The organism is Phyllobacterium sp. YR620 (assembly GCF_900104165.1).
Lineage (GTDB): Bacteria > Pseudomonadota > Alphaproteobacteria > Rhizobiales > Rhizobiaceae > Phyllobacterium > Phyllobacterium pellucidum.
Genome location: NZ_FNJP01000002.1, coordinates 615,146 through 629,782, shown reverse-complemented (window position 1 = coordinate 629,782; position 14,637 = coordinate 615,146). Strand labels below are relative to the sequence as shown.

Annotated in this window: 13 protein-coding genes; 8 read left to right on the top strand and 5 right to left on the bottom strand. The window is 58.1% G+C overall.

The window, feature by feature from the left end:
* The first annotated feature begins 86 nt into the window (after positions 1 to 86).
* Positions 87 to 1,337 carry an aminopeptidase gene (locus tag BLR72_RS09835; RefSeq protein ID WP_091947823.1) on the top strand — a complete coding sequence of 417 codons (1,251 nt, stop codon included), beginning with the start codon at positions 87 to 89 and terminating at the stop codon, positions 1,335 to 1,337.
* Positions 1,338 to 1,513: 176 nt separating this feature from the next.
* Here BLR72_RS09835 and BLR72_RS09830 read toward each other — a convergent pair whose 3' ends face one another.
* Entirely contained in the window at positions 1,514 to 2,617 is a 1,104-nt protein-coding gene (locus BLR72_RS09830) for a saccharopine dehydrogenase family protein (protein ID WP_091947820.1), read from the bottom strand.
* 122 nt (positions 2,618 to 2,739) lie between these two features.
* Between BLR72_RS09830 and BLR72_RS09825 the strand changes: the two genes are divergently transcribed.
* The 4 genes from BLR72_RS09825 (at position 2,740) to BLR72_RS09810 (ending at position 8,734) form a co-directional block, all read left to right on the top strand.
* On the top strand, positions 2,740 to 3,168 hold the full coding sequence (locus BLR72_RS09825; RefSeq protein ID WP_027231106.1) for an Lrp/AsnC family transcriptional regulator: 429 nt from the start codon (positions 2,740 to 2,742) through the stop codon (positions 3,166 to 3,168).
* Between the two features lie 85 nt (positions 3,169 to 3,253).
* Entirely contained in the window at positions 3,254 to 4,042 is a 789-nt protein-coding gene (locus BLR72_RS09820; RefSeq protein WP_091947817.1) for an ImuA family protein, read from the top strand.
* 13 nt (positions 4,043 to 4,055) lie between these two features.
* Positions 4,056 to 5,498: a Y-family DNA polymerase gene (locus BLR72_RS09815; RefSeq protein WP_091948623.1), complete on the top strand. Its 1,443-nt coding sequence runs from the start codon at positions 4,056 to 4,058 to the stop codon at positions 5,496 to 5,498.
* The gene (locus BLR72_RS09810) at positions 5,495 to 8,734 is read left to right on the top strand and encodes an error-prone DNA polymerase (protein ID WP_091947814.1); all 3,240 of its coding nucleotides are present in this window, start codon (positions 5,495 to 5,497) and stop codon (positions 8,732 to 8,734) included. Before BLR72_RS09815 ends, BLR72_RS09810 begins: the two co-directional genes overlap by 4 nt.
* An 8-nt stretch (positions 8,735 to 8,742) precedes the next feature.
* Here BLR72_RS09810 and BLR72_RS09805 read toward each other — a convergent pair whose 3' ends face one another.
* The 3 genes from BLR72_RS09805 to BLR72_RS09795 form a co-directional block, all read right to left on the bottom strand.
* Positions 8,743 to 8,985: a DUF768 domain-containing protein gene (locus BLR72_RS09805; RefSeq protein WP_091947811.1), complete on the bottom strand. Its 243-nt coding sequence runs from the start codon at positions 8,983 to 8,985 to the stop codon at positions 8,743 to 8,745.
* 147 nt (positions 8,986 to 9,132) lie between these two features.
* A complete protein-coding gene (locus BLR72_RS09800; RefSeq protein WP_027231102.1) occupies positions 9,133 to 9,324 on the bottom strand; it encodes a CsbD family protein in 192 nt (63 codons plus the stop codon).
* A 254-nt stretch (positions 9,325 to 9,578) separates the two neighbouring features.
* Positions 9,579 to 11,582: an AI-2E family transporter gene (locus tag BLR72_RS09795; RefSeq protein ID WP_091947809.1), complete on the bottom strand. Its 2,004-nt coding sequence runs from the start codon at positions 11,580 to 11,582 to the stop codon at positions 9,579 to 9,581.
* A 185-nt stretch (positions 11,583 to 11,767) separates the two neighbouring features.
* Here BLR72_RS09795 and BLR72_RS09790 point away from each other — a divergent pair, with 185 nt between their 5' ends.
* The 3 genes from BLR72_RS09790 (at position 11,768) to BLR72_RS09780 (ending at position 12,992) form a co-directional block, all read left to right on the top strand.
* Positions 11,768 to 11,926, top strand: coding sequence for a DUF3309 family protein (locus tag BLR72_RS09790; RefSeq protein ID WP_036813626.1), 159 nt, complete (start codon positions 11,768 to 11,770; stop codon positions 11,924 to 11,926).
* Between the two features lie 258 nt (positions 11,927 to 12,184).
* Positions 12,185 to 12,523: an ElaB/YgaM/YqjD family protein gene (locus BLR72_RS09785; protein WP_027231100.1), complete on the top strand. Its 339-nt coding sequence runs from the start codon at positions 12,185 to 12,187 to the stop codon at positions 12,521 to 12,523.
* A gap of 1 nt (position 12,524) precedes the next feature.
* Positions 12,525 to 12,992: a hypothetical protein gene (locus BLR72_RS09780; RefSeq protein ID WP_027231099.1), complete on the top strand. Its 468-nt coding sequence runs from the start codon at positions 12,525 to 12,527 to the stop codon at positions 12,990 to 12,992.
* Here BLR72_RS09780 and BLR72_RS09775 read toward each other — a convergent pair.
* Positions 12,972 to 14,492: a sensor histidine kinase gene (locus tag BLR72_RS09775; protein ID WP_175492323.1), complete on the bottom strand. Its 1,521-nt coding sequence runs from the start codon at positions 14,490 to 14,492 to the stop codon at positions 12,972 to 12,974. The two genes, BLR72_RS09780 and BLR72_RS09775, sit on opposite strands and share 21 nt — an antisense overlap.
* Positions 14,493 to 14,637: the final 145 nt, after the last annotated feature.

Below are 14,637 nucleotides of genomic sequence, written 5' to 3'. Positions count from 1 at the left end.
ACTGAACTTAATTCGGATCCGTGCCTTGATGCGGCCGTTGGTCCGGTTCTATGCTGGAGCATCGTTTTGATCAGCATGGATTTCCAATGACCTCATCCCCCAAAATCCCGTCCGTCGATCCCGTCAAGCTTGACCGTCTGGCGGAAGTTTCCGTCAAGATCGGCCTGCAGCTGCAGCCCGGGCAGGATCTTTTGATCACCGCGCCGCTTGCTGCGGTGCCACTCGTGCGCCGCATCACCGAACATGCCTATAACGCTGGCGCCGGCCTCGTAACGGCGCTTTATAACGATGAAGAAACGACGCTGATGCGCTATCGCAACGCGCCGGACGACAGCTTCGACCGCTCTGCAGGCTGGCTCTATGAAGGCATGGCCAAGGCGTTCTCAGAAAATACCGCGCGTCTCGCCGTGGCCGGCGATAACCCCATGCTGCTTTCCGCCGAAGATCCGGAGAAGGTCGCCCGCGCTAATCGAGCGCAATCGCGCGCCTATCAGCCGGCGCTGGAAAAGATTGCCGGGTTCGACATCAACTGGAACATTGTTTCCTATCCCAACCCCTCCTGGGCCAGGCAAGTCTTCCCGGATCAGGATCCGGACGTTGCGGTAGCGATGCTCGCGGATGCGATTTTCGCCGCATCGCGTGTCGATATCGAGGATCCGGTCAGCGTCTGGCGCGATCACAACGCCGCCCTGCACCGTCGCACGGCCTGGCTCAACGCCCATGCCTTTTCCGCATTGCATTTCAAGGGCCCGGGCACCGATCTGACCGTCGGGCTCGCCGACGAGCACGAGTGGCATGGCGGCGCATCGGTTGCCAAGAACGGCATCACCTGCAACCCCAACATACCGACCGAAGAAGTATTTACAACCCCGCATGCCCTGCGCGTCGATGGTCACGTATCGAGCACCAAGCCGCTCTCGCATCAGGGAACATTGATAGAGAACATCAAGGTTCGCTTCGAAGGCGGCAAGATCATAGAAGCGAAGGCAACGCGCGGCGAAGAAGTGTTCAACAAGGTGCTTGGCACGGACGAAGGCGCGCGGCGCCTCGGCGAAGTCGCTCTCGTACCGAATTCGTCACCGATCTCGGCGTCGGGCCTCCTGTTCTTCAACACGCTGTTCGATGAAAACGCCGCCAGCCACATCGCGCTAGGCCAGTGCTATTCGAAGTGCTTCATCAATGGCGACAGGTTGACGCCGGATGAAGTTGCGGCGCGGGGCGGAAACAAGAGCCTCATCCATATCGACTGGATGATCGGTTCGGGCGAGATCGATGTCGACGGCATCAACAAGGACGGATCCGCCGTGCCGGTCATGCGCAAGGGCGAGTGGTTCTAAGTAGCGTATAACGCTGGCAGCGAGACCGCAAATTCGGCGGTTTGCCACAGGCCATCGGCCGCCGAACGCGCGAGAGTAAATTCGATGCGGCGATCAGTGAAATCTCGCCTTTGCACAAAAAAGAGGAGCTGGCCGGGGCCAACTCCTCTTTCTCTCATTTCGAACGCCGAGGGTATTTAAGCGACGAGACGTCCTGCCGATTCAGCCTGGGCGTAAGCCTTGCCGAAGCGGTTGGCTAGGAAAGTGTCGAGCGCGATGTCTTCCTGGCGGATGAAGCCCTGCTGCGGCAGTTCGCCCTTGGCCAGCATGTCGAGCACGGCGCAGATGGCCGATGCCGTCGTTATCTGGATGCCGCTGTAAAGCTGCGCGCCGATATGGTTGCTGTAGACCTTATTGGCATAGGTTTCCTGCAGGAGGCGGCCCTTCTTGCGGCCGCTGACGGTGACGAAGATGACGACGACATCCTGCAGGGTGGACGGCAGCGCATTCTCCAGAATGTCCTTCAGCACATCGCGGCGATCGCGCAGGCCGAGATCGTTCAACAGCGCCTTCATGATGGCGGCATGGCCGGGATAGCGGATGGTACGATAGTTGAGGGTGCGCACCTTGCCGAGCAGCGATTCGCACAGGGTGCCGAGACCACCCGAGGTATTGAATGCCTCGTAGGTAACGCCGTCGAGGGAGAATTCCTCGCGCTCTTCGAGCGCCGGAACTTCGATCAACTCGCCATCGACGATGGCTTCGCAAGGCTCGCAATATTCGTTGATGACACCGTCCGTGCTCCAGGTCAGGTTGTAGTTGAGCGCGTTGGACGGATATTGCGGCAATGCGCCGACGCGCATGCGCACGCTTTCAAGCGAGTCGAAACGCTTGGCGAGGTCGTTGGCCACGATCGAGATGAAGCCTGGCGCAAGACCGCACTGCGGGATGAAAGCAGTCTTTGCCGTTGCCGAAAGCTGCCTGACAATGCGGGTGCTGGCGACGTCTTCGGTAAGGTCGAGATAATGGACGCCGGACTTGGCAGCTGCCTCGGCAATGCGCGTGGTTAGGTGGAAGGGCGCAGCGCTCAATACAGCGAATTTTCCTGCAAGAACCCCTTCAAGCGCTCCGGCTTCGTCGATTTCGATGCATTTCGTTGCAACGTTCGCCGATACGTCGAGCCCATCGAGCTGGGCTTGCGAGCGATCGACGACGGTGACGCTGTAATCCCCGGTATTGGCGAGTAGATTGGCGATTGTTCCGCCGATTTTGCCTGCGCCTACGACAACAATACTTTTCATGTGATTCCCCAATGGACAAAATAATCTCGCGGAATGTCGCAGGCTTGTTCGGCGGAATGAAGTATGTAAACTGACGATATGACATGCTAATTTTTAGTATTTCGACGAATGGATTAGTTAATATGCTGACAGACGCCGATCATGCCCTGCTCTCCCTGTTGCGCGAGAATGCAAGGACTTCCACCGCCGATCTCGCCCGCAAGCTTGGCGTTTCGCGCACGACGGTGCAAAGCCGCATCGAGCGACTGGAGAAGCGCGGAATGATCCGCGGCTATGGCGTGCAGCTTTCGCCGGAGTATGAGCAGAATCTCGTCAAGGCGCATGTGCTCGTCACCGCCTTGCCAAAGCTTGCCGTCAAGGTGGAGGCGGCCCTCAAAAAGATTGCTTGGGTGAGAACGCTGCATTCGGTCAGCGGACAATTCGACATGATCGTTATCGTCGAAGCGCCTTCGATCCAGGAGCTCGACCGATTGCTTGACGAGATCGGCGCGCTTGAGGGCGTTGAGCGCACCATGTCATCGATTATTCTTTCGACGCGCATCGATCGTTGAGAACGTAAACTCAGGCAACTGCTTGACTCTCACCGCCATTGGATTCCATAATAGAACATATCGTGAACATTCAGGGGTTGAGTAGGTGGCGACAACCGTCGATCTTACGGCGTTGCGGCGTGATATTGCGTCTTTGAGCGCGGGCATTTCGCCTGCCGCCAAGCGCTCTGCCTTTGCCTTCGGCATCGAAACGCTCGACCGCATGTTCCGCCACGGAATCGAGCGGGGCGCAGTCCATGAGGTCTTTGCCGATGAGGCAGGTGACGCTGGGGCAGCAACAGGCTTCGTCATCGCTCTTGCCCTGCGCGCTGCCTCCGACCAAAGCCTCATCTTGTGGCTTGAAGAGGATTTTGCGGCCCAGGAACATGGGTTTCCCTATGCGCCAGGCCTCAGGCATATCGGCCTCGACCCGCAACGCCTCGTCATCGTGCGCTGTGCCACGCCGCAGGATGTGCTGAAGGCGGCTGCGGATAGCCTGGGCATTCGCGGAACAGGTGCGGTGATTATCGCGCCCTGGAGCAATCCGAAGTGTCTCGACCTTACGGCCTCGCGCAAATTGCTGCTTTCGGCCCAGCAGACGAATGTGCCTGCCTTTCTCCTGCGGCTCGGCGCTCAGCCCACGGAAAATGCCGCGACTACGCGCTGGCTTATCCGTTCCGCCGCATCGCAATCGAGCGGGGCAAATGCCCCCGGCCATCCCGTGTTCGATGCGACGCTTATTCGCAACCGGCAGGGCATGACCGGCCATTGGACCCTGCAATGGGAGAGTGAAGACCATGTGTTCCGACAGATCGAACCGCTTTCTGGCAATGTGGTTCCCGCACCTGCCTACCGACCGCCTCAAACGCGAAAGTCCGGCACGCGCTCTTACTGACCAGCATCTGATCGTGGTGGACAAGATTGCCAATGCCTTAAGGCTGACGGCTGTAGACGAACAAGCAGCCAAGGCCGGCCTTTACAAGGGCATGGCCCTGACCGATGCCCGCGCGCAATTCGACAAGCTCGACATCGCCTTCGCCTCGCCGCGCAAGGATGGCGAGCTTTTGGAAAAGCTTGCCGACTGGTGCGATCGTTATACGCCGCTGTTTGCACTCGATGCGCCGCATGGGCTTATTCTGGACATGACCGGGTGCATCCACCTTTTCGGCGATGAACCCACATTGCTTGAGGACGTTCACCGGCAATTGCAGCGGCATGGCATGATCGTGAAGACGGCCTTTGCCGGGAATGCGGCAGCGGCAAGCGCGCTCGCCCGGCATTCTGCGGGCGGTATCGTCGAGCCCTCAGACCAGAGCCAGAGGCTTTATGCGCTTCCTCTCGTCAGCCTCGATCTTGAAGACGCACATCTTGCCGGTCTCAGGCGTGCCGGCTTGCGCACCGTCGGTGATCTCGATGTTTTGCCGCGTGCAGCCCTGACAGCCCGCTTCGGAAATGGTGTGGTTGCGGGTCTCGATGCCCTGTTTGGCCGGCAGAGCAAGCCTATTTCGCCGCGCCGCATTGTACCCGTCTGCATGGTGGAAAGGCGCATGGCCGAGCCCTTGATTGCGATGGAAGCTGTCGAGCTTGTGCTTGTTCAGCTGGCAGACGAACTGTTCATCCGCCTGGGGCAGCGCGTCGAAGGCGCGCGCGAAATCGAGGCGAGTTTTTTCCGTACTGACGGCAATGTGCGCCGGCTGCGCATCGAGGCAGGAAGACCCTTGACCGATACGAAAACCCTGATGCGCCTGATGAAGGAGCGCTTGTCTACACTTGCCGAGCCGCTCGATGCCGGCTTCGGCTTTGACATGATCCGCCTCGGTGCCCTGCGCACGGACCGTACCCGGCATCAGCAGAAAAGTCTCGATGACCGCGAGCAGGAAACCGAAGAGGTAGAAAGGTTGATCGACCGGCTTTCCATCCGCCTCGGCAATAGCCGCGTCCTGCGGCCAACCCCTGTCGACACCCATATTCCGGAGCGAACGGTCGCTCTCGAACCCGCATCAAAGACCAAGCGCGAAAGCAATGGCGAATGGGCGGCGCAGCCTCAAGGCGATCCACCGGAGCGACCGGTCAGGCTTTTCCAGCCGCCTGAACGCATCGAGGCGACCTTCGAGGTTCCGGATTCGCCGCCGGCGCAATTCATCTGGCGCCGTGTCAGGCACAATGTCGTCCTCGCCGAAGGCCCGGAACGCATCGCTCCGGAATGGTGGCGTGAGCATTCCGGTGCGCTGACAAGGGACTATTACCGGCTGGAGGATAGTTCCGGCAAACGCTTCTGGGTCTTCAGGGAAGGCTTGCTCGAGCGCGGCACTCCTAACCCGCGCTGGTATCTGCATGGGCTTTTCGCATGAATTATGCCGAGCTTTCCGTCACCAGCAATTTTTCCTTTCTGGAAGGCGCATCGCAGCCGGAGGAACTGGTCAAGGCCGCCGCCCTTCTCGGTCTTGACGGCCTTGGCATTGCCGACCGCAATACGCTTGCCGGGGTCGTCCGCGCCTATTCTGCGCACAGGGATTTGCAGAAGGCTGCGGGAATCAATCTCAAGCTTTTTATTGGATGCAGACTGGTTTTCATCGACGATACGCCGGATTTGCTGGTCTATCCGCGCGACCGCCCGGCCTATGGCCAGCTTTGCCGGCTTTTGAGCGAGGGCAAGGATCGAGCGAAGATAAAGGGCGAATGCCATCTCCGTTTCGAGGATTTTCAGTTTCGGGCGAGAGACTTCCAGATCATCGTCATGCCGGCCCGCGGCAGCAGGGACCTAACACCGTTCCTCAGGATACTTGCGCTGGCGGCTCCAGGTTCAGTCTGGCTTGGCCTTGCCATGCCACATCAAGGCGCGGACAGGCGGTATGGTGAAAGGCTGGCCCGCATGGCAGCCAAGGCGGATATTCCCCTTCTGGCAGTCAACAATGTCCTTTATCACACGCCCTCGCGTCGCCCGCTGCAGGATGTCCTGACCTGCATTCGCGAGCATGTGACGATCGATGAGGCGGGCAGGCGGCTCGAAAGGAACGCCGAGCGGCATATGAAATCGCCGCAGGAGATGCAGCGGCTTTTCCGGCATTTTCCTGGCGCCCTGCCTGAAACCCGTCACTTCATCGAGCCTATCCGGTTCTCGCTCGATGAGTTGAAATACAACTATCCCGACGAACCTGTGCCGCCAGGCAAGACGCCCCAGCAGCATCTCGTCGACGAGACCTGGAAGGGTGCGGCAAAGCGCTATCCGGAAGGTGTTCCCGGCAAGGTAAGCGAACTCCTTGAAAAGGAACTCGCCCTCATTGGCCAGCTCAATTACGCGCCCTATTTCCTGACCGTCTACGACATCGTCACCTTCGCCCGATCGCAGAAGATCCTGTGTCAGGGACGCGGCTCTTCGGCAAATTCGGCGGTTTGCTATTGCCTCGGTATTACCGCGGTCGATCCCGTCAAGATCAACCTCCTGTTCGAGCGGTTCCTTTCGGCCGAGCGCAAGGAACCTCCCGATATAGATGTAGACTTTGAGCACGAGCGGCGTGAAGAGGTGATGCAGTGGGTCTATGAACGCTATGGGCGCCATCGCGCCGCCATCGTCGCCACCGTCATCAGCTATCGCCCGCGCAGTGCCATTCGCGATGTCGGCAAGGCTCTGGGACTGACTGAGGACGTCACCGCAGCGCTTGCCAATACGGTCTGGGGCAGTTGGGGTTCGGCGGTTGAAAAGCAGGAGGTGCGGCAGGCTGGTCTCGATCCTGACAATGTGATGATCCGCCGCGCGGTCCGGCTTGCAACCGAACTCATTGGCTTTCCCCGCCACCTCTCCCAGCATGTCGGCGGCTTCGTGCTGACGCAGGAGCGGCTCGACGAGACCGTGCCGATCGGCCCCGCCGCCATGGCCGAGCGGTCTTTCATCGAATGGGACAAGGACGATATCGACGCGCTCAACATCATGAAGGTCGATGTGCTTTCGCTCGGCATGCTGACCTGCATTCGCAAGGCGTTCGATCTCATCCATCTCCATGGCGGCGATCGGTTCGAACTGGCAACCGTCCCCAAGGAGGACGAGAAGGTCTACGACATGCTCTGCAATGCCGATTCCCTTGGCGTGTTCCAGGTGGAAAGCCGGGCCCAGATGAACATGCTGCCACGCCTGAAGCCCAGAAAATTCTACGATCTGGTCATCGAGGTCGCCATTGTCCGTCCAGGCCCGATCCAGGGCGACATGGTGCATCCCTATCTTCGTCGCCGCAACGGGATCGAGCCTGTCTTCTATCCCGCCCCTTCGCCCGAGCATGGTGACAAGGACGAATTGCGCAACGTTCTGGAAAAGACCCTCGGCGTGCCGCTCTTTCAGGAGCAGGCGATGCGCATTGCCATCGAAGCTGCAAAGTTCACGCCCGACGAAGCCAATCAGTTGCGCCGGGCCATGGCAACCTTCCGCCGTGTGGGCACGATCAACCAGATGGAGCAGAAGATGGTGGATGGCATGGTCCGCCGCGGCTACGAGCGCAGCTTTGCCGAAAATTGCTTCAATCAGATCAAGGGATTTGGCGAATACGGCTTTCCCGAAAGCCATGCTGCAAGCTTTGCCATCCTCGTCTACATTTCCTCATGGATCAAATGCTATCATCCGGCAGCCTTTGCCGCTGCGCTTTTGAATTCGCAGCCCATGGGCTTTTACGCGCCGGCGCAGATCGTTCGCGATGCCCGCGAGCATGGCGTGGAAATCCGGGCTGCCGACATCAATTTCAGCAGCTGGGACAATACGCTGGAAAAGACGGAGGACGGCCTCGCCACGCGCTTGGGATTGCGTCAGATCGGTGGTTTCTCCAAGGATTGGGCAAATATCATCGTGGCCAAACGCCGCTCGGCCTATACGAACATCGAAGAGTTCCGTCGCCTGACGCGGCTTGAGAGAAGAGCCTATGTCCTCCTTGCCGATGCCGATGCGTTCCGTTCGCTCGGCATTGCCCGACGCGAGGCGCTTTGGGCGGTGCGGCGCCTGCCGAACGACGAGACTTTGCCGCTTTTTCAGGCGGCCGACAGCAACGAACTTCCGGAGGAGGCAGAGACCAGGCTGCCTTCAATGAAACTTTCCGAACATGTCGTTGCGGATTACGAATCGACACGGCTTTCCCTGAAGGGCCACCCCATGCAGTTTCTTCGCGAGATGTTTGCTCGCGAGAATGTCCTGACCTGCAGGCAAGCCAACAATCTCGGCAATAATCGCCGCGTCAAGGTTGCGGGTGTCGTCACCGTCCGGCAGCGGCCGGGAAGCGCCAAGGGTGTTGTCTTCATGACCATCGAGGATGAGACGGGCATCGCCAATATTGTCGTGTGGAAGAAAATGCTAGAGAAATACCGGCGTGAAGTGATGGGCGCCCGGCTGATCCTTATTGAGGGCACTGTTCAGAGCGCCGAAAACGTCGTCCATGTCGTGGCAACCAGGCTTACCGACAAAACCAACGCGCTTTACCTTCTATCCGAACAACTCGCAACGCTGCCCGTCTCGCATAGCGATGAAGTTGTGCATCCTGTTTCAGAAGAATCGCGGGGCCGTCATCCGCGCAATGTGCGCATCTTGCCGAAATCGAGGGATTTTCATTAGTCGATCGCTTAAGCCTGCTTGCTTTCCTTGGCGAGGGCCGCGCGATCGATGGCGGTGATCATGCAGATCTCAAGATCGCCCAGACCATCCTTTATCTCTGCGAACGAAATGCCCGCAGCTTCCGCATCCGCCGCACATTTCTCTGCCAGCTGTTTGGGCCGCCGGTCATGATGCGCCATGTCCGCCGGCTTGCTTGCATCCACGTTGGTCGAGATCCAGTTATTGACAAAATCGATCGCTCTCTGGCTCATCCAATCCTCCTTTACCTCTTCCCACACGGTCTGGCTTGCCTTCAAAATATGCCCTTATCCGCCATATATCCAGTGCGATGATGGGCCCATGAAAGCATTTGGCCGGCTTCAACGAGCCGGCCAAAATTAAAAAAAGCGATGAATACATCAAGCTTTGTCGACAACCTTTTTGACCGCGTCCTTGGCCTTGCCCTTGGCTACCTGAGCATCGCCCTTAAGCTCTTGGGCCTTGCCTTCGGCTTCCATCTTGCGTGATCCTGACACCTTGCCTGCAGCCTGCTTAAGGTTGCCTGCAGCCTTGTTGGCTGTGCCCGAAACTTTATCGCTGGTGCTACCCATTATGTGCTCCTTGAAATTTGCATTTACCCCAGTAAAACGGCGAGACCATACAAAGGTTCCGCGACTGACAGGTTCAATTCATTGAAAACATTCCACAATATTCCAAAAGAATGTGACCCGGCGCCCACGGGGGAACAGGCACCGGGTCCTTACGCTACTGGCTGGGGTTGGCCAGCAACCTCGAAACGTGTCAGCCTTGTCTTGGTTCCAAGCCTGAAATCTTCCGGTGACGTCTCCTGACAAGACGTGACCTTTCACGCACTGATCAGCTCCAGCGCATCCTCCACGGACGACGCAAAATGGCAGTTGCGCGTCGACCCGACGATCTTCTCACCATCGACATTCTCGGGATCTTCCGACCAGAAGCTGATGACAATCTTGACGCGCCCGTTCCTGCGCCGGATGCGGCGGACCAGATACCGCGCATGGGCCACCGACGAGACATTGAGATAGCTGATATGAATGACACTGACGCCCGTAAGGTCGAGCTTACCGATGCTGCCGGATTCGAGTTCGTCGTGGGAAATATCGCGCACCTCGAAGCCACGCCGTTCCAGAATATCGCCAAGGATGACGGCTGCCGCATCGTCGAATTCGCCGCGACCGCCTGCCGAAATGGCGACACGCGCTTCTTCTTCGGGCGGCGGCTCCTTGGCCTTGGCTATGGCTGCCTTTGGCTTAGCGCCCGGCTGATCAGCATTCTTTTCAATCTCTTCCGGCTTGCCGTTTTCTTCCTCTTCCTCCTCGTCATCGTGATGTTCCGAGAGATTTTCAACGAGAAGAACGGTTCCCTGAGCTACGCGGCTGCGGCGGGTCGAATCAAGGACGCCTCTCGCCCGGTCGTTCTCGGCGAGGAACAGCGCCGGGATCGCGACCGAAGCATAGTATTCTTCGATCGTCGAAGACTGTAGAAACTCCTCCGCCCTTTCCGTTGCTTCGTCCGGATCGCCTGAAAGAAGCCTTTGGTAAAGCTGTTGCGGCGGTGAAAGAACAGGCTCGTTGCCGAGAAGAACGTCGAGAAATTCGAACTTCGGAACGTGCCTGCCGAGAACGACGAGACAGACCGTGAGCGGCGTTGAAAGGATCAGTCCGATTGGCCCCCATATCCAGGTCCAGACGATTGCGGCCATCAGGATGGCAACTGGCGACAGGCCCGTTCTTGATCCATAGAGCAACGGCTCCATGACATTGCTGCTGACAAGTTCAAGGACGATGAAGAGTGCGCCGGTCCAGAACAGCAGCATCCAGCCGGGATCGACTGCCAGCGACAGAACGAGGGGAAAGGCGGCAGCCATGATCGGACCGATATAGGGAACGAAGCGCAAGACGATCGCGAGCATACCCCACAGCATCGGATTGGGGATGCCGATAACCCAGAGCCCGATTCCAATCGGAACGCCGAAACTGATATTGATGATCAGCTGCATCAAAAGATATTGGCCAACACGTTTTCCGGCGTCGTGGAGCGCAGTCGTCGTTCGGTGGATATCGCTGGCACCGACGAGCTTGATGAAGCGATCGCGCAGATCCTCGCGGCGCATCAACATGAAGATGACGACGACGATGATGATGCCAACCGTGGCAAGGGGCTGGATGAGCGGGCCTGCGAAAGTCTGGAGCAGGCTCAGGGGGTCGGGTGGCGGATACTTGATCTCCACGGGAACCGGCTTGTTCGGATCATTGCCCTGCAGCGGGGATCCACCGGCCACCTGGTTGTTCTCGACGTTCTGCGGCCGCTCGTGCTGCGGCTCGGGCTTCTTCTCCGGCTCTACGGCAAAACGCTCGACCTCGTCCGAGCGGCCGATTTCATCGTTGAACCGCTTCAGCATCCTGGCGCCGCGGTCGAAAATACTGTTGCCGGATTGCGCTTCCTTCACCGTACGGATCTTGGCTTCTATATTGTACTGGTAGCTTGGAAGGTTCTGCGCCAGCACCGTCAGCTGACTGACGACGATGCTGACAAAGATGAATATGGCGAGGAACGCCATGGCGACGACGCTAATGACCGCAAAGGCCTTGGGAATGCCGGAACGATGCAGCTTCGTTACCATCGGCGAAAGGGCGAAGGTCAGGAGCAGCGCCATTGCCAGCGGCACGAAAACATCGCGTGCGAAATAAAGCGCAGCGACAATGGCAATTGCGACGACAACCGGCGGAAACTGCTGTTGGGGATCTGCTGCTTCGGGCGCTGGAACCGGACGTAAACTGATCCGCTCGACCGCGCGCGAAACCTTTGCCCCGCTATCCTCAGACGGCATAAGAATCCCCCAATCTGAGGTTCATGAATAGCACGCTCCCGTTACAACCCGGACTAGAAACGAAGCCGGCTCAAATTGGTTGCATATTCAACACCTGGTTCCACTCCCTGCAACCTCAACAGGAACCAAATTTCATTTCGCGTGTTTTTGCACTGAACGATTTGCCACTGACAGGGAGACGCGGAATGTCACTAGGGACACTGTTAATCATTATTCTCATTCTCGCATTGATCGGCGTCTTTCCGAGTTGGCCGCATGCGAGAAGCTGGGGTTACGGGCCTTCGGGTCTGCTCGGCATTGTCCTGGTCGTCGTTCTCATATTGCTCTTGATGGGCAGGATCTAACGTTTAGCAAGGAGATTTCAGACATGATGCGTGGTGCATTACTCTGGCTTATAGGTTTGCCACTTCCGATCATCCTCATACTTTGGTTGCTCGGCTATCTTTCTTAAACAATTCCTCATTTAGCGCCGGCCGTCTGGCCGGCGTCTTGTTATCCATCTTCGGCTTGCCAGCTTGCGATGCGCTCGCAAGCGTGGAACAAATGTCGCCACGCGACGTTTCCCGCAGCATATGCAGCCATTTTCTAAAAGGAGTTTTCCCATGGCCTCTGTTTCCTCGAAGGTTCGCAAGGCGGTTGACGATGCGACCGAATCCAATCCCGATCTGCAGGCACAGGTAGCTGCGCTGCGGGAAGACATTGCGAACATCACGGCGACACTCGGCAAGATCGGCAAGAATAGAGCCCAGGATGCCCGGAGAAGCGCGGCAAGTTCGTTCGAATCCGCGAAAATGCGCGGGGAGGAGACCTTCGAAGACCTGCGGCTGCAGGCGCGCGAGCTTGAAGACCAGATCGTCGAGACGGTGCGGGAAAAACCCTTGACCACGCTCGCAGTCGCAGCCGGCGTGGGCTTCCTTCTCGCGCTTATCGCGCGCCGCTGACATGCTGAAGCTGCTGGCCCCACTTTTAACCAGCCTGGCGGCTGGAGAGGTCGGCTTGGTCGTCAGCCGAGCCAAACAGAGCGCCATCTTCGCCGCAATCATCGCGGTTCTGGTCACGATTGGAGCCGTTTTCCTGTTGGTGGCGGCGCAGATCAGCTTGGCAGAACATTACGGCCCGTTATATGCGGCCCTGATCATCGCGGGTTCAGCCTTTGGCCTCGCGATCATCGCGTATATTGCAATGAAAATCGCCTCTTCCTCGGCACGACGCCGCCAGGAAGAACGCGCTAAAGTAGATACATCGACCGTATTGACCATCGCGGCCCTGGCCGTGGCGCCAGCGCTGCTTCGTTCGAGAGCATTGCTGATGCTCACGGTCCCGCTTGTAGCATTTGGTGGCCTGTCTCTCGCAGGTAAGAAGAAAAAGCGTCGCCCCCGCAACGACCCATCAGCCGGCGGCGGGATCTGACTGATCCCCGATCGGCATTGAGACAATTGCCTCTATGCCGGTCTCCGGATAGCTCAGCCGCACGCTGCTCGACAGCACCTTATCCAAACTGCGTTCGATCAATTTCAAACCCAACCCTCGGGTGTTCGGCGCCGTTACGCGCGGGCCATTGGATTCCGTCCAGCGGATGACGATGCGCGACTCGTGCAACCCGACTTCCAGTTGCCAGACGATGCGCACATGACCGGTGGCGACCGACAGTGCGCCATGTTTTACGGCGTTGGTGGCAAGCTCATGCAAGGCGATCCCTAGCCCGAGGGCATGATCAGGAGGCAGCATGATATCTTCGCCCACGAGTTCAATCTGGCCAATATCGAAGATCGCGTAAGGCTCTACCTGTTTCGTGATCAGATCGACGAGACTGATGCCGCTCCACTCGCGATCCGACAACAATGTGTGAGCCTCGGAGATTGCACGCAGACGACCTGAGAAGGCTTCCATAAATTCTGCCGGATCGGATGTGCGGCTTAGCGTCTGCCTTGCCAGCGATTGCAGCATGGCGAGCGTGTTCTTGACCCGGTGATTGAGTTCACGCAGGAGAAAGCGCGTCTTTTCCGACGCCGTCTTGGTTTTGGTGATATCGATATTGACGCCGACAGCGACGACAGGCTTGCCGGACGAGTCGCGCTCGAAAATGCGACCGCGGCCAAGCAACCACTGGCCCGACGAAGCGACGCGAAACTCGCCGACATAATCCTGATTCTGCGCCAGTGCCCGCGTGAAGGCCGACTTCATGGCAGGGAAATCGTCGGGATGCATAGCCCGAAACACATCCTCGCCGCTCACGGTACGATCCGAATCGAGTCCGAGCATTTCATAGGCCATGCGATTGCCTGTGAACCGGCCGTTTCGCAGATCCCAGACCCAGCTTCCGACATTTCCCACTTCGAGCGCCATGGCATTGCGATCGTCATCCCGATGCAGCGTAGCGACGCGTTCATCTCCCTGCCGCGAGTCACGCTTGAGCTCGATTAGTGACCCGGCCACCTTGGCGAGGCTTGCAAGTTGCTCCTGCTGCGCGGCCGTAAACTCCGTCCGTGTTTCGTCCGACATGACGCTGACCGCGCCAATGCATTCATCCGAGACGCAGATCGGCGCCACCGCAATAAATCTCAGTTGCGGCGCATGGGTAACGCAATGAAGTTCGGAAAAACGGACATCCTCTGCTGCATTGAGAATGACAAGGCAACTGGCTTCAGGAATCGTCAAAGCCGCGGCTTCAAAGGTCCACATGTTGGCGCGTCCAAGCGTTCCCCTATGCGCAAGAACCTTGCTTTGCCGCTCATCGACAAGCGAGATTTGAGCAGCTGCCGCGCCTGACGTGGAAAGCGCAAGTGCAGCTATGTTATCAAAATCCGCGTCGTTCTCAATTGCCAACGGCGTCAGGCTCGAAAGGACATCGAGCCGGGCAGGCTCGGACATTGCCTGAAAAAGGTTTTCTGAAATTGGCGGTGATTTCATATCTCTATGAGGCACTCCATACCCCGCTCCCCACATTAATCGTTACTACATCATGGTCCATCAACGCCACCCTTTAAGCATGGTTCCAGACGGGAACAAATAATCGGCCTCCCCGTTTGGGTTGAGTGTTCAATGCTTTTGTTGA